At 73.4% G+C, this 14,062-nt stretch carries 15 protein-coding genes; 11 read left to right on the top strand and 4 right to left on the bottom strand.

Annotated features, from left to right (window positions below; translation table 11 throughout):
* The first annotated feature begins 19 nt into the window (after window positions 1-19).
* The 5 genes from ACFW3D_RS24990 (at window position 20) to ACFW3D_RS25010 (ending at window position 4,129) form a co-directional block, all read left to right on the top strand.
* The gene (locus ACFW3D_RS24990; RefSeq protein WP_500507242.1) at window positions 20-463 is read left to right on the top strand and encodes an SRPBCC family protein; all 444 of its coding nucleotides are present in this window, start codon (window positions 20-22) and stop codon (window positions 461-463) included.
* A gap of 10 nt (window positions 464-473) precedes the next feature.
* Window positions 474-1,703 (top strand): ArsA family ATPase, encoded by a 1,230-nt coding sequence (locus ACFW3D_RS24995; protein WP_500507244.1) that lies wholly within the window; start codon window positions 474-476, stop codon window positions 1,701-1,703.
* Between the two features lie 67 nt (window positions 1,704-1,770).
* Window positions 1,771-2,172 carry a DUF5304 family protein gene (locus ACFW3D_RS25000; protein ID WP_500507246.1) on the top strand — a complete coding sequence of 134 codons (402 nt, stop codon included), beginning with the start codon at window positions 1,771-1,773 and terminating at the stop codon, window positions 2,170-2,172.
* A gap of 105 nt (window positions 2,173-2,277) precedes the next feature.
* Window positions 2,278-3,219: an ROK family glucokinase gene (locus ACFW3D_RS25005; RefSeq protein WP_500507248.1), complete on the top strand. Its 942-nt coding sequence runs from the start codon at window positions 2,278-2,280 to the stop codon at window positions 3,217-3,219.
* Between the two features lie 145 nt (window positions 3,220-3,364).
* Window positions 3,365-4,129: an endonuclease/exonuclease/phosphatase family protein gene (locus ACFW3D_RS25010; protein WP_500507250.1), complete on the top strand. Its 765-nt coding sequence runs from the start codon at window positions 3,365-3,367 to the stop codon at window positions 4,127-4,129.
* Window positions 4,130-4,141: 12 nt separating this feature from the next.
* Here the strand turns inward: ACFW3D_RS25010 and ACFW3D_RS25015 are convergent, their stop codons facing one another.
* Both ACFW3D_RS25015 and ACFW3D_RS25020 read right to left on the bottom strand, forming a co-directional pair.
* On the bottom strand, window positions 4,142-4,714 hold the full coding sequence (locus ACFW3D_RS25015; RefSeq protein WP_500507252.1) for a hypothetical protein: 573 nt from the start codon (window positions 4,712-4,714) through the stop codon (window positions 4,142-4,144).
* Window positions 4,707-5,492 carry an alpha/beta hydrolase gene (locus ACFW3D_RS25020; RefSeq protein ID WP_500507254.1) on the bottom strand — a complete coding sequence of 262 codons (786 nt, stop codon included), beginning with the start codon at window positions 5,490-5,492 and terminating at the stop codon, window positions 4,707-4,709. Before ACFW3D_RS25020 ends, ACFW3D_RS25015 begins: the two co-directional genes overlap by 8 nt.
* A 127-nt stretch (window positions 5,493-5,619) precedes the next feature.
* Between ACFW3D_RS25020 and ACFW3D_RS25025 the strand changes: the two genes are divergently transcribed.
* The 5 genes from ACFW3D_RS25025 (at window position 5,620) to ACFW3D_RS25045 (ending at window position 10,283) form a co-directional block, all read left to right on the top strand.
* Entirely contained in the window at window positions 5,620-6,333 is a 714-nt protein-coding gene (locus ACFW3D_RS25025) for a lysophospholipid acyltransferase family protein (RefSeq protein ID WP_500507256.1), read from the top strand.
* 111 nt (window positions 6,334-6,444) lie between these two features.
* Window positions 6,445-7,599 (top strand): MacS family sensor histidine kinase, encoded by a 1,155-nt coding sequence (macS, locus tag ACFW3D_RS25030; protein ID WP_500507258.1) that lies wholly within the window; start codon window positions 6,445-6,447, stop codon window positions 7,597-7,599.
* 17 nt (window positions 7,600-7,616) lie between these two features.
* The gene (locus tag ACFW3D_RS25035) at window positions 7,617-8,276 is read left to right on the top strand and encodes a response regulator (RefSeq protein WP_431959998.1); all 660 of its coding nucleotides are present in this window, start codon (window positions 7,617-7,619) and stop codon (window positions 8,274-8,276) included.
* A 184-nt stretch (window positions 8,277-8,460) separates the two neighbouring features.
* Window positions 8,461-9,489 (top strand): 6-phosphofructokinase, encoded by a 1,029-nt coding sequence (locus ACFW3D_RS25040; RefSeq protein ID WP_500507260.1) that lies wholly within the window; start codon window positions 8,461-8,463, stop codon window positions 9,487-9,489.
* Between the two features lie 131 nt (window positions 9,490-9,620).
* Window positions 9,621-10,283: a uridine kinase family protein gene (locus ACFW3D_RS25045; RefSeq protein WP_500507262.1), complete on the top strand. Its 663-nt coding sequence runs from the start codon at window positions 9,621-9,623 to the stop codon at window positions 10,281-10,283.
* Window positions 10,284-10,335: 52 nt separating this feature from the next.
* Here the strand turns inward: ACFW3D_RS25045 and ACFW3D_RS25050 are convergent, their stop codons facing one another.
* Window positions 10,336-12,279, bottom strand: a complete 1,944-nt coding sequence (locus ACFW3D_RS25050) for an anthranilate synthase family protein (protein ID WP_500507264.1) — start codon at window positions 12,277-12,279, stop codon at window positions 10,336-10,338.
* A 283-nt stretch (window positions 12,280-12,562) separates the two neighbouring features.
* On the opposite strand from ACFW3D_RS25050, the gene ACFW3D_RS25055 reads away from it, so the two are divergent.
* Complete coding sequence (locus tag ACFW3D_RS25055; RefSeq protein WP_500507344.1) at window positions 12,563-13,147, top strand: Uma2 family endonuclease; 585 nt, start codon at window positions 12,563-12,565, stop codon at window positions 13,145-13,147.
* Between the two features lie 22 nt (window positions 13,148-13,169).
* Here the strand turns inward: ACFW3D_RS25055 and erm are convergent, their stop codons facing one another.
* Window positions 13,170-13,922, bottom strand: coding sequence for a 23S ribosomal RNA methyltransferase Erm (gene erm, locus ACFW3D_RS25060; protein ID WP_500507346.1), 753 nt, complete (start codon window positions 13,920-13,922; stop codon window positions 13,170-13,172).
* Window positions 13,923-14,062: the final 140 nt, after the last annotated feature.

The raw sequence follows: 14,062 nt of genomic DNA on the forward strand, positions 1-14,062 counted from the left end.
TCCCGGAGGGGCCACGGCGATGGCGGAACACACCAGGTCGAGCATCACGATCGACGCGGCCCCGGCCGATGTCATGGGCGTCATCGCGGACTTCGCCCGGTACCCGGAGTGGACCGGCGAGGTGAAGGAGGCGGAGATCCTCTCCGCGGGCGGCGACGGCCGCGCCGAGCAGGTCCGGCTCCTCCTGGACGCGGGCGCCATCAAGGACGACCACACCCTCGCCTACACCTGGGCCGGCGACGAAGAGGTCCGCTGGACCCTGGTCAAGTCCCAGATGCTGAGGACCCTGGACGGCGCCTACATCCTGGTCCCGCTGGAGGACGGCAAGCGCACCGAGGTCACCTACCAGCTGACCGTCGACGTCAAGATCCCCATGCTCGGCATGATCAAGCGGAAGGCCGAGAAGGTCATCATCGACCGCGCACTCGCCGGCCTGAAGAAGCGCGTCGAGTCCCAGGGCTGACGGGGCTGACATGCGGACGCTGCTGGTCACCGGTACGGGCGGCGCCGGGCGCACGACGGTCGCCGCCGCCACGGCCGTGGCCGCGAGCACGCCCGGGCGGCGCGTGCTGCTGCTCTCCGCCGACCGCGATGCCTCCCTGGAGAGGGTGCTGGGCGCGGTGCCCGCACCGTCCGGGGACGCCGGCGCACCGCCGGACGGCGCGGCCTCCCTGCCCATCGCCCCGGTCGCGTCCGTACCCGGCCTGTGGGCCGCGCGTATAGACGCGGCCGCCGCCTTCCGGGCCGACGCCGGAGCCGTCCAGCAACGCCTGGGCTCCCTCCTCGACCTGCTCGGCGCGGCCCCGCTGGACCCGGAGGAACTCACCGAACTCCCCGGCGCCGACGCCTTCGCGCTGCTGCGCGCCCTGCGGGACACCGCCGGCGGCTGGGACCTCGTGGTCGTCGACCTGCCGCCGGTCCACGACGCCCTCTGCGCACTCGCGCTCCCCGCGCAACTGCGCCGCTACATCGCCCGGCTGGTCCCTCAGGAGCGGCAGGCCGCGCGCGCCCTGCGCCCCGTCCTCGCCCAGCTCGCCGGCGTGCCCGCACCCGGTGCCTGGGCCTACGAGGCCGCCGCCCGCGCCGACCGTGAACTGGCCACCGCCCAGGCGGTGATCGAGGACGCCGCCACCACGGTCCGGCTCGTCGTGGCCCCCGGCACGCACGCCGCCGAAGCCGTGCGCCGGGCCCGTACCGGACTGGCCCTGTACGGCCACCGTCTGGAGGCCGTGGTCGCCAACCGGCTGCTGCCCGAGGGGTCCCCCGACCCCTGGCTGGCCGAACTGGCGGGCCACCGCCGCAAGGAAGTGCGCGCCCTGCGCGCGGAACTCGCCGGCACCCCCACCGCGGTGCACGAACTGCCGCACCTCGGCCGCGAGCCACGCGGTGCCGAGGACCTCGCCCGGCTGGCCGCGCAGCCGCCCGCCGACGCGCCCGAGGGCCCCGCCACGCCGCCGTGGACCACCGAGGACCGGCTCGCCGCCGAGGGCCACTTCCTCTGGCGGCTGCCCCTGCCGGGCGCGGCGCGCGACACCGTCGACCTCGTACGGCGTGGCGACGAACTCGTCGTCGACGCCGAGGGATACCGCCGCATCCTCCCGCTGCCCTCCGCGCTGCGCCGCTGCACCGTGGCCGGTGCCGCGCTCCGCGACGGCGCGCTGCAGGTCCGGTTCGCCCCGGATCCCGGTCTTTGGCCCCGCTGAGCGCTGAAAGCGCCGCCCTCGTTCGGGTACCGTCGTTGGTACCAAGCCGGAGCCTTACGGAGCCACCATGAGCGAATCCACGGACCGCGCGGGCCGCCCCGACACCGATTCCGACGCCTGGGCCAAGGCGAGCGCGGAGGACATCGCCGCCGAGAACGCCCGTCGGCGGCAGCAGAGCGGCCAGACCCCCGGCAGCGCCGGTGAGGAGCTGCGACGCCTCGCGGAAGCCGTCACCGACCGGTTGTCGGCGCTTCGCACCCCCGCCGCCGAGATGGCGGCGCAGGGGCTGATCTCCCAGGTCAAACAGGCTGTGGAGCCGATCGTCGAGCGCAACCCCGAGGTCTTCGACCACCTCGCCGCCGCGGGCGCCGAACTCCTGGCCGCCTACCGCGCGGCGGTGAGCGGGCACGAACGCCGCTGGACCTCCGGCGGGGACACCCCGCCCAGTGAGCGCATCGACCTGGACTGAACGGCGCGACACGGACCCGACACGGAACATCGGGCCCGAACAGGGCGCAGGTCGCCCTCCGGTACGGTTGGACGCAGCGGGGCTCGACCGAATACTGAGGGATACATGGGACTCACCATCGGCGTCGACATCGGCGGCACGAAGATCGCGGCCGGCGTGGTCGACGAGGAAGGCGCGATTCTCGAGATCGTCAAGGTGCCGACCCCGCAGACCTCCGAGGGCGTCGTCGACGCCATCGCGACAGCGGTGCACGACGTCAGCGCCAACCACACGGTCGAGGCCGTCGGCATCGGTGCCGCCGGCTACGTCGACGACAAGCGCGCCACCGTGCTCTTCGCACCCAACATCCGGTGGCGCCACGAGCCGCTGAAGGACAAGGTCGAGCAGCGCGTCGGCCTGCCCGTCGTCGTCGAGAACGACGCCAACGCCGCCGCCTGGGGCGAGTACCGCTTCGGCGCCGGCGCGGGCCACGACGACGTCATCTGCATCACCCTGGGCACCGGGCTCGGCGGCGGCATCATCATCGGCAACAAGCTGCGCCGCGGCCGCTTCGGCGTGGCCGGCGAGTTCGGCCACATCCGCATGGTGCCGGACGGTCTGCTGTGCGGCTGCGGCAGTCAGGGCTGCTGGGAGCAGTACGCCTCGGGCCGGGCACTGGTGCGCTACGCCAAGCAGCGCGCCGTCGCCCAGCCGGAGAACGCCGCGCTGCTGCTGTCGCTCGGCGACGGCACGCCCGAGGGGATCCAGGGCCAGCACATCAGCCGTGCCGCGCGCGACGGCGACAAGGTCGCGGTCGACTCCTTCCGCGAGCTGGCCCGCTGGGCCGGCGCCGGCCTGGCCGACCTGGCCTCGCTCTTCGACCCCTCCGCCTTCATCGTCGGCGGCGGAGTCTCCGACGAGGGCGAACTCGTCCTGGAGCCCATCCGCAAGTCCTTCCGCCGCTGGCTGGTCGGCGGTCAGTACCGGCCGCACGCCCAGGTCCTCGCCGCCCAACTCGGCGGCAAGGCAGGCCTCGTCGGCGCTGCCGACCTCGCCCGCCAGGGCTAGCCCCGGCGGTCACCCGCACGGCACCGGTGCCCCCGCCACTTCCCGCACACGGGAGTGACGGGGGCACCCGCCTTTCCCGGCCGCGCACCCGCGGCCCGGGCCGTTCCGCCGCCCCGCGCGACCGTGCCGCCGCTACAGTGAGCCCGTGAGCGAGGGCCCGCTGCCGGAGCTGCCGGCGTCCCGTACGGAGCCGGACGGCTCCGCCGTCGTCCGCGTGCTGAGCTACAACATCCGCTCGATGCGGGACGACACCGCCGCGCTCGCCCGGGTGATCCGCGCCTGCGACCCCGACCTGGCGCTGATCCAGGAGGCACCGCGTTTCCTCCGCTGGCGCAAGGCCGTCGCCCGCCTCGCCCGTGCCTCGGGCCTGGTCGCCGTCACCGGCGGGGCCGGCGCCACCGGCCCCCTCGTGCTGTCCTCTCTGCGGGTGCACGTGGAACGCGCCGAGGACGTCCTGCTGCCCCGCACCCCCGGCCTGCACCGCCGCGGCTTCGCCACCGCCGTCGTACGCGTCGGGGGCGCCCGGCTGTCCGTCGTCAGCTGCCACCTCTCGCTCCAGGCCCGCGAGCGCTACGACCAGGGCGGCATGCTGCTCGACAGGCTCGCCGCCATGGGCGAGCCCTACGCGGTCGTGGGCGGCGACCTCAACGACCGCCCCCACGGCCGCACCTTCCGCCGGCTCGCCGACGACCTGCAGGACGCCTGGGCGGCCCGGCCCTGGGGCGGCGAGTACACCTCCACCCCGCACGACCCGCACCAGCGGATCGACGCGATCTTCACGACCCCGGGCGTCGAGGTCCTCGGCTGCGGGGTCCCGCACGGGCTGCCGGGCATCACCCCGCACGACCTGAGGGCGGCCACGGACCACCTCCCGGTCCTGGCCGCCCTCAGGGTGCCCGCCTCCGCCTGACGAAGGCTCCGCTCAGACGACGGCGCCGCCGCCCGGCAGGTCGTCGTCCTCGTCGCCGCCCGGACGCATGCGCGTCACCAAGGTGGCGAAGCCGCCGAGGAAGCCACCGGCGCCGACGGTGAGCGCCCACCACGGCATCGGCTCCTGGAAGAGGACGAAACCGAAGATCAGCAGCGGCCCGCCCACGGCGGCGAGCCAGGCGAACTTCGTCGTCACGTCCGCCTCCGGGAGCGGCGGCGGCTCCGGCGGTTCGTAGTGGCCCTCGTCCGCTTCCTCGTCCAGTTCGTAGTCACGGGGACCGGACAGCACGGGATGGAGGACGATCCGCGTCGCGTCCGGCGCCGAGGGCAGCGCGGACGGGTCCGCCGCGCCCTCGTTCGCGTCCCGTTCGCCTTCGGCCCTGCCCTCGCCGTCCCGCTCCGCCGCCGGGACGTCCTCGGCCGCGGGCCACGAACCCGTCCCGGGCTCGGGGTCCTTCTCGTACGCCGCGACGAGCGCGGCCCACGCCGACTCCTCGTCCAGCGGCGCGCGCTCCGGCTCCTCGCCCTCCGGCACCTGCCGACGCTCCTCCTCGGGCTCAGCCACTGGCCGCGTCCTCCTTCCGCGCCTGCTCTCCCGCACCCGAGAGCCGCTCCACGAAGGCGTACGACTGCTCGAAGACCGTTTCCGCGTCGTGGTCCAGCGTCGCCACGTGGTAACTGCGCTCCAGCACCGTCTCCGTGACGTCCGTCGAGGACACCCGGCTCAGCACGACCGCCGAGTTCGACGGGTGCACCACGTGGTCGACCCGGCTGTGCAGCAGCAGGAGCGGCTGCGTCACCTGCGGCAGCTCGTGCCGCACCAGCTTCCAGAACCGGCTCAGCGAGTGCACCGCCCGCAGCGGGGTGCGGTCGTAGCCGACCTCCTCCGAACCCTCCTTGGCGATGTCGCTCGCGATGCCCGGCACGGAGGGGACGAAGTGGCGCAGCAGGGGGACGACCTTCAGCTGATGGCTGTCGGCCTTGACCGAGGGGTTGACCAGGGCGACACCGCCGACCGCGGCGCCGTGCTGCGCGGCCAGCCGCAGGGTCAGGGCCCCGCCCATCGACATTCCGAAGACAAACACGCGGTCACAGCGCTCGGACAGCGCGCGGAATTCCCGGTCCACCTCCGCGTACCAGTCCTCCCAGCCGGTCAGCTGCATGTCCTGCCAGCGCGTGCCGTGCCCCGGCAGCAGCGGTACGGACACGGTCAGGCCCCGCTCGGCCAGGTACTCGGCCCACGGCCGCATGGACTGCGGTGTGCCGGTGAAACCGTGGCACAGCAGGACGCCGACCTCACCGCCGTCGTGGCGGTACGGCTCGGCTCCGGGCATCAGCGGCACCGTACGTCTCCTGTTCGGTGGAATGCGCGAAAAGCGATACCTCACAGTACGCGGACGGCCGACACCGGGGGAGAGCACCGGCGGATCTGGCGTTAAGGTCTTCCCGTCAGACACAGGAGGTCATCGGTTGTTGTACGGCGTGATGAAGATCGCCATCGGCCACCCCCTGCGAGCCGCGTTCCGGCCGTGGGTGGAGGGCCTCGAGCACATCCCCAAGCAGGGACCGGCGATCCTGGCGAGCAACCACCTGTCCTTCTCGGACTCCTTCTTCCTGCCCGCCGTGCTCGACCGCAAGGTCACCTTCATCGCCAAGGCCGAGTACTTCACCACGCCCGGCATCAAGGGCAAGCTCACCGCCGCCTTCTTCAAGGGCGTCGGCCAGCTCCCCGTGGACCGCTCGGGCGCGCGGGGGGCCGGCGAGGCCGCGATCAACAGCGGGATAAAGGTCATCGAGGCCGGCGAGCTCTTCGGCATCTACCCCGAGGGCACCCGCTCGCCCGACGGCCGCCTCTACCGCGGCAAGCCGGGCGGTCTGGCCCGCATCGCGCTCGCCACCGGCGCGCCCGTGATCCCGGTCGCCATGATCGACACCGAGAAGATCCAGCCGCCCGGCCAGGTCATGCCCAAGCTGATGCGCCCCGGCATCCGGATCGGCAAGCCGCTGGACTTCAGCCGCTACACGGGCATGGAGCACGACCGCTTCATCCTGCGCTCGGTCACCGACGAGGTGATGTACGAGATCATGAAGCTCTCCGGCCAGGAGTACGTGGACATCTACGCCACCGCCGCCAAGCGGCAGATCGCCGAGGCGGCGAAGAAGCAGCAGCACGGCGAGTCCTAGCCGGACGCGCCCGGGGGAACGGGGGGACGGCCCATGGCCGGGGAGAAGACGGGCGCGACCGGGGACAGAACCGGCGGGCCGGCCGCGGCGCGGCCCGCGCGCGTCACACGCATGTCCGTGGAGCAACCGCTGTGGCGCGCCCTCACCGGCTACCGCCTGCTCACCGCCGCGTACGCCATCGGGCTCTACGCCGCCGCCTACCACGAGCACGCACACCCCCTGGCGGGCGCGGCCTACCTGACGGTGCTGGCCCTGTGGACGCTGGCCACCGTCGGCAAGGTGAGCTCGCCCCAGCGCTGCACCCGGCCCTTCCTCATCGCCGACCTCGGCGTCGCGCTCACCGGCATCCTCATCACCCCGGTCATCGAGTCGCACCAGCGCATCCTCGACGGCGGCCCCACCCTGCCGTCGATCTGGACCGCGGGCTCCGTGCTCGCCTTCGCCATCAAGGGCGGCTGGCGCTGGGCCGCCGCCGCCTCCTGCCTCGTCGGCGGCGCCAACATCGTCGAACGCGGTGCCCCGGCCCGCGACACCCTCCACAACGTGCTGCTGGTCGCCATCGCCAGCATCGCCATCGGGTACGTGGTCGAGGTCGCCCGCGTCAGCGAGCGCACCCTCGCCCGCGCCCTGCAGATCGAGGCCGCCACCCGCGAACGGGAACGGCTGGCCCGGGACATCCACGACAACGTGCTGCAGGTGCTCGCCATGGTGCAGCGCCGCGGCGCCGAGATCGGCGGCGAGGCCGAGGCCCTGGGCCGCATGGCGGGCGAGCAGGAAGCCGCCCTGCGCGCCCTCGTCACCGACGGTGCCGCCGCCCTGCCGTCCCCCCGCGACGGCACCGCCACCGGCACCGACGACGACGCCGGACAGGACCCGGACGCCCACCGCGACCTGCGCTCGCTGCTCGCCCCGTACGGCAGCGCCCGGGTCACCGTCTCAGCACCCGGCACCCCCGTCCTCGTCCCGGCCCGCGCCGCCCGCGAACTCGCCGCCGCCGTGGGCGCCGCGCTGGAGAACGTCCGCCGGCACGCCGGCGAGGACGCCCACGCCTGGATCCTGGTCGAGGACGAACCCGAAGCCGTCCTGGTCAGCGTCCGCGACGACGGTCCGGGCATCCCCGAGGGCCGCCTCGCCGCCGCAGAGGCCGAGGGCCGGCTCGGGGTCGCCCAGTCCATCCGCGGCAGGCTCCGGGACCTCGGCGGCACGGCGGGACTGGTGTCGGTACCGGGGCAGGGGACAGAAGTCGAGTTGAGGCTCGCGAAGTGAGGGAGGAGATTGGGGTCATGGCCGTGAAGGTGATGGTGGTCGACGACCACCCCATGTGGCGGGACGCGGTCGCCCGCGACCTCACGGAGGCCGGATACGTGGTGGTCGCCACCGCCGGCGACGGTCCGGAGGCGGTGCGGCGCGCCAAGGCTGCCATGCCCGAGGTGCTCGTCCTCGACCTCAACCTCCCGGGCCTGTCGGGTGTCCAGGTCTGCAAGGACGTCATCGCCGACAACCCCGCCCTGCGGGTGCTGGTGCTCTCCGCCAGCGGCGAGCACGCGGACGTCCTGGAGGCCGTGAAGTCCGGCGCCACCGGTTACCTCCTGAAGTCCGCGGGCCGCGAGGAACTCCTCGACGCCGTCCGCCGCACCGCGGTCGGCGACCCCGTCTTCACCCCCGGCCTCGCCGGCCTCGTCCTCGGCGAGTACCGCCGCCTCGCCTCCGACCCCGCCCCCGCCGCGGCCGACACCCCCGAGGCACCCCGGCTGACCGACCGCGAGACCGAGGTCCTGCGGCTCGTCGCCAAGGGACTCAGCTACAAGCAGATCGCCGAGCGGCTGGTCATCTCCCACCGCACCGTCCAGAACCACGTCCAGAACACCCTCGGCAAGCTCCAGCTCCACAACCGGGTCGAACTCGTCCGCTACGCCATCGAACGCGGGCTGGACGAGGAGTAACCCGTCCGACGCCACCGCGGGGGCGCGCCCGCAGCCGCGCCGCGCGCCGCCCGGAAGGGTGAAATCGGCGGGCCAACATCCCCGTGGATCAAGGGATTTCACCGAACGGCCCATCCCACCTGTGACGCCGGTCACGCTAGCGTCGTGGGCGCAGGCAAATGGTGCGAACGGGAAGGGATGGATCATGCGAGTTGGCGTGCTGACCGGCGGCGGAGACTGCCCCGGGCTCAACGCGGTCATCCGTGCCATCGTGCGCAAGGGTGTCCAGGAGTACGGATACGAGTTCACCGGTTTCAGGGACGGCTGGCACGGTCCCCTCGAGGGCGACACCGTGCCGCTCGACATCACCGCCGTGCGCGGCATCCTCCCGCGCGGCGGCACCATCCTCGGCTCGTCCCGCACGAATCCGCTCAAGGCGGAGAACGGCGTGCGCCGCGTCAAGGACAACCTCGCCAAGTACGAGGTCGACGCACTCATCGCGATCGGCGGCGAGGACACCCTCGGCGTCGCCACCGCCCTGTCGGACGAGTACGGCGTCCCCTGCGTCGGCGTGCCCAAGACCATCGACAACGACCTGGCGGCCACCGACTACACCTTCGGCTTCGACACCGCCGTCAACATCGCCACCGAGGCCATCGACCGCCTCCACACCACCGCCGAGTCGCACATGCGCGTCCTCGTCGTCGAGGTGATGGGCCGCCACGCCGGCTGGATCGCCCTCCACTCCGGCCTCGCCGGCGGCGCCAACGCCATCCTCATCCCCGAGCAGCGCTTCGACCTCGACCAGGTCTGCGCCTGGGTGGAGAGCCGCTTCAAGATCCGCTACGCCCCCATCGTCGTGGTCGCCGAGGGCGCCATGCCCAGGGACGGCGACGTGGTGCTCAAGGACCAGACGCTCGACTCCTTCGGCCACGTACGGCTCTCCGGCGTCGGCGAATGGCTCGCCAAGGAGATCGAGCGGCGCACCGGCAAGGAGGCCCGCACCACCGTGCTCGGCCACGTCCAGCGCGGCGGCACCCCCAGCGCCTTCGACCGCTGGCTCGCCACCCGCTTCGGCCTGCACGCCATCGACGCGGTCCGCGACCAGGACTGGGGCAAGATGGTCGCCCTGCGCGGCACGGAGATCGTCCGCGTCCCGCTCCGCGACGCGACGGCCCAGCTCAAGACGGTCGACCCGCGGCTCTACACGGAGGCCGGAGTCTTCTTCGGGTAAACACGGCGTTTCCTCGGCGCCGTCTGCGCTTTCCCCGCTTGCCATGGGCGATCACGCGGCCGTACATTCCCTGCACCCGGCTTGTCCGGCCGCTTCGTCTATCCCCCTTGAGCACATGAGGAGCGCCCGGCATGACGGGTGTACTGGCGGTCGCAGGCGGCACCGCATCCGGCAAGTCCACCCTTGCCGAGGCCCTGTCGCTGCAGTGTCCCGAGAGCATCGCACTGGTCCATCTGGACGACTACTACGTGCCCGCGCACGACCCCCTCAGGGGCGTGTGGACGGTCAGCGCCGGCGGGCACGCCATCCTCGACTGGAACCATCCCGGCTCCATCGACGAGGCCGCCGTCGGCGCCGCGATCGACGGGGCGCTGGCCCGGGCCGGTGTGCGCCTGGTGGTGGTCGAGGGCCTGTTCGCCCTGACCCTGCCGTCGGTGCGGGAACGCGCGGACTGGCGGGTCTACGTGGACGCCCCCGACGACGTCCGGCTGGCCCGCAAGATCCTCCGCAAGATCGAGGTCCAGCGGCAGGACCCGCGGTTGTCCCTGCTCAACTACCTGCAGAGCGGCCGGGAGCGGCACGTCGCCCACGTCGCGCCCTCCCGGGCGCTGGCCGACCTGGTGGTGGACGGCACGAACGAGGGCCCGGAGATGGTGGCGGCGGTGCTGGGCCTCGTCGGCCCGCTCCTGGCGCCCGTCCCCGGGTCCGTGTCCGACGCGGTCCCCGCCGTCCGCGCCCGCCGCCCCCGCGCGGTCACCGCGCGGACGCACCAGTTCCCCGCGGCGGCCGTCTGACCCGCCGACGGGCGCGGGGCCGGCCGGCGCACCCGGCCCCGCGAGCCGGTCGCTAGCCGGCGACCGTCACCCCCGCCAGGAGTTCCGCCACGATCGCCGTGCCGCCCAGGGTGAGCACGGACTCCGGGTGGAACTGGACGCCCGCGAAGCCCGGGCCGCGCATGGCGTGGACGTCGCCGGTGGCCCGGTCGCGGCTCAGGTCGACGCGGTGCATGGCCAGTTCCTCCGCCGTCGCATCGTCGCAACGGGCGGTGAAGGAGTTGTAGAACCCCACGGTCTCCGTCCGGCCGAACAGGTCGATCGGGGTCTGCGCGCCCTGGAAGGGGACGTCCTTGCGGACGATGTCGAGGCCGAGCTCGGCGGCGATCAGTTCGTGGCCGAGGCAGACCCCGAGCAGGCCGTGCCGGTGTCCGCGGACGAGTTCGGCGGTGAGGCCGCGCAGGAGCGCCATCTTGGGGTCGCCGGTGTCGGACGGGTCGCCGGGGCCCGGGCCGAGGACGAGCGGGCCCCGGTGGGCGAGGGCGGCCTCGCGCAGTCCCGGTGCGTCGAATCGGCGCACGGTGACCTCCAGCCCGGACGACCGGAGCACGTGCGCGAGCATCGCGGTGAAGGTGTCCTCGCCGTCCACCACGAGGGCGTGCCCCGACAGCGTGCCGGGCCGCTCCGTGGTTTGCATCCGCAGCCAGAACGGCGCGAGGCTCCTGCGGCGTCCGTCGAGCGCGGCCCGCACCCGGATGTCGTCGCCGAGTTTCGGCCGGTCCGCCGCCGGGACCTGGTGCGGTCCGGGCCGCACCCCCAGCGCGGCCAGCACGGCCGCCGCCTTGGCGTGCGTCTCGGCGACCTCCGCGTACGGGTCGGAGCGCCGCACCAGCGTCGCGCCCACCGGGACCTCGAGCCCGCCCGCGGCGTCGACGTCCGCAGTGCGGATCAGGATGGGGGAGTCCAGGGTCTGCGCGCCGCCCGCGTCCCGGCCGATCAGCGCGAGGGCGCCCGCGTAGTAGCCGCGGCCGCCCGGCTCGTGGCGCTCGATCACCCGGCAGGCGTTCTGCACGGGCGAGCCGGTGACGGTCGCGGCGAACATCGTCTCGCGCAGGACGTCCCGCACGTCCATGGTGCTGCGGCCGCGCAGTTCGTACTCGGTGTGCGCCAGGTGCGCCATCTCCTTCAGGCGCGGGCCGACGACGACGCCGCCGAGGTCGCCGACGGTGCACATCATCTTGAGCTCCTCGTCGACCACCATCGTCAGCTCCTCCACCTCCTTGGCGTCGCCCAGGAAGGCGAGCAGTCCCTCCGCGTCCGGCCCTTGCGGGGGATAGCGGTAGGTGCCGCTGATGGGGTTCATGACGACCGTGCCGCCGGCCATCCGCACGTGCACCTCGGGGCTCGCGCCGACCAGGGTCCGCTCGGGGGTGCGTACGACGAACGTCCAGTAGGCGCCGCGCTCGCCGTCGAGCAGCCTGCGGAAGAGCGCGAGGGCGTCCGCCGCCCCGAATCCGGGGATCTCGCCGCGGAAGGTGCGCCGGATGACGAAGTTCGCGCCCTCGCCGCGCCCGATCTCGTCCTCGATGACGCGCTCCACGATCCCTGCGTAGGTGTCGTCGTCGACGTCGAAGGACCCGCCCTCGACGCGTACCGCGTGCGCGGGCAGGGCCGCCATGAGCTCGGGCAGCGGCAGCTCGTACGTCTCCCGGGGGCGGAGCACGACCAGTGGCGTTCCATCGTCGCGCACGTCGAAGCCGCGCTCCCTGATCTGCCGGTACGGCACCAGCGCGAGCGCGTCGACCGCGGGCCGGGCCCCCTCGGGGGCACCGGTGGGCAGCGCGATGTCCGTCAGCCGCTCCGCCGTCCCGACCGGGCCGAGCAGTACTTCCACGCTGTCCGCGTCACGGCCGGGCGCTCTGCGCCTGAGCAGCGCGAAGGGTGGGCACGCGGGGTCCAGCAGCCGTTCGACGAGCGCGGCGGCGGAGGGTGCGGTGCGGGGATCGTGGTTCTCCACGGCGGTTCCTTCCGGTCTTCGGCGAGGGAAGGGACGGCCGCAGAAACACCGAAGGCCGCCCCTCGGGCGGCCTGAGCGTCTGCCTGTGCGTACGCGCTGCTAGTGGGCCGCCGGATCCGCGGTCCACCACCACTGCAGGTGCGTCTGCTGCGCGTACATGTTCCGCACCCTAACGCATGCGCTCATGACGTGGCGGCGGTGTCTCACGCTTTCGGGGCATCGTGGGGAGTACGGCCCCGGTACTCTCGGGGATGCGTCCAGAATCCCGTCCATGGGAGGAACCATGACCGCCGAACCGCTGCCGGCCTGGGCGATTCCGCCGCGTGGCGGCTTCACCTCGGACGACCTGGACCGCATTCCCGACCTCCCGCCGCACACGGAGTTGATCGACGGGAGCCTGGTGTTCGTGAGCCCGCAGAAGAGCTTTCATTCGCTGGCCATGTATCTGCTGGAGCAGGGCCTGCGGGCGACGGTTCCGGAGACCCTGCGGGTGCGGCGGGAGATGAGCGTCGTCCTGAACAGGCGCAACCGTCCCGAGCCCGACCTCGTCCTGGTCCGGGCCGAGGCGGCGAGTGACGGCGCGGACGAGACGGGGTACCAGGCGGCCGACGCCGTGCTGGTCGTCGAGGTGGTCTCGCCGGACTCCGAGGAGCGGGACCGCAAGCGCAAGCCGCAGCTGTACGCCGAGGCGGGCATCCCGCACTTCTGGCGGGTCGAGAAGGGCGAGGGCCGGCTCCCGGTCGTCTACGTCTTCGAACGGGAGCCGGCCACCGGCACCTACGTCGCCACCGGCATCCACCACGACCGCCTCAAGGTGTCCGTGCCGTTCGCGGTGGACATCGACCTCAGCGAGATCGAGCGGCTGTAACGACCGGTCGCGCCCGGCCGGCTCACCTCACCAGCCCCCACAGGGACGCCCACTGCGCCGCCGTGAGGTCCTTGGGCAGGGCGTGCGGCGGCACGCCCTCCGCGCGGAGCCAGTCGCGCAGTGCCGTGCGGTCGAAGTGGCCCGTGCGGGCGAGGACTTCGCGCAGGCCGCGGCCCGGGCCGGTGAACACCCGCTGTACGAGGGCCTGGTAGGCGCGCCGGTCGCCGGGGACGAGGGGCTGCGGGCGCCGGGTCATCGTCAGCAGGCCGCCGTCGACGGACGGCGCCGGGCGGAACGCCCGTGCGGGGACGCGGGAGTGGAGGGTGAAGTCGTACCAGGGCCACCAGGAGGCGGTGAGCATGGTGGCGCCGCCGACGCCCGCGCGGCGGCGGGCGACCTCCCACTGGACGAGCAGCACCGCGGCCTCCCAACGGTCGGCGGCCAGGATCCGCCGCATGATGGTGGTCGTCAGGTGGAAGGGCAGGTTGCCGACGATGACGTGCGGCTCGCGCGGGAAGCGGTAGCGCAGGACGTCGGTGTTGACGACGTGCGCGCCGTGCGGGAGCCGCCGCTGGAGGCGCTGCGCGCGCCGGGGGTCGATCTCGACGGCCGTGAGGGGGCGGCCGGTACGGCTGAGGGGGAGGGTCAGCGCGCCGTCGCCGGGGCCGATCTCGACGATCGGCCCCCTGGTGGCGGCGACGAGGGCCTCGATGGAGGCGATGACCGTGCGGTCGGTGAGGAAATTCTGGCCGAGCTCGTGCCGGCCGCCCACCATGGACCGGTGGTGAGGCATGGGTGTGCACTCCGCGACATAAGAGGTTCCGACGATGGACCCGATGCCACGGCGAAGAGCGCCGCGGCTATGCCCGGCGCAGCCTGATGCAGTAGGTGCAACCCATGGGCCGCACGGTATCC

Source organism: Streptomyces sp. NPDC058864, from assembly GCF_042742985.1.
Taxonomy (GTDB): domain Bacteria; phylum Actinomycetota; class Actinomycetes; order Streptomycetales; family Streptomycetaceae; genus Actinacidiphila.

What these genes read in the sequence shown, in the direction of transcription:
- ACFW3D_RS25055 (WP_500507344.1), top strand. Translation starts at nt 12,563, where the DNA reads ATGACCGCCGAACCGCTGCCGGCCTGGGCGATTCCGCCGCGTGGCGGC.
- ACFW3D_RS24995 (WP_500507244.1), top strand. Translation starts at nt 474, where the DNA reads ATGCGGACGCTGCTGGTCACCGGTACGGGCGGCGCCGGGCGCACGACG.
- erm (WP_500507346.1), bottom strand. Translation starts at nt 13,922, where the DNA reads ATGGTGGGCGGCCGGCACGAGCTCGGCCAGAATTTCCTCACCGACCGC.
- ACFW3D_RS25000 (WP_500507246.1), top strand. Translation starts at nt 1,771, where the DNA reads ATGAGCGAATCCACGGACCGCGCGGGCCGCCCCGACACCGATTCCGAC.
- macS (WP_500507258.1), top strand. Translation starts at nt 6,445, where the DNA reads ATGTCCGTGGAGCAACCGCTGTGGCGCGCCCTCACCGGCTACCGCCTG.
- ACFW3D_RS25040 (WP_500507260.1), top strand. Translation starts at nt 8,461, where the DNA reads ATGCGAGTTGGCGTGCTGACCGGCGGCGGAGACTGCCCCGGGCTCAAC.
- ACFW3D_RS25005 (WP_500507248.1), top strand. Translation starts at nt 2,278, where the DNA reads ATGGGACTCACCATCGGCGTCGACATCGGCGGCACGAAGATCGCGGCC.
- ACFW3D_RS25035 (WP_431959998.1), top strand. Translation starts at nt 7,617, where the DNA reads ATGGCCGTGAAGGTGATGGTGGTCGACGACCACCCCATGTGGCGGGAC.
- ACFW3D_RS24990 (WP_500507242.1), top strand. Translation starts at nt 20, where the DNA reads ATGGCGGAACACACCAGGTCGAGCATCACGATCGACGCGGCCCCGGCC.
- ACFW3D_RS25045 (WP_500507262.1), top strand. Translation starts at nt 9,621, where the DNA reads ATGACGGGTGTACTGGCGGTCGCAGGCGGCACCGCATCCGGCAAGTCC.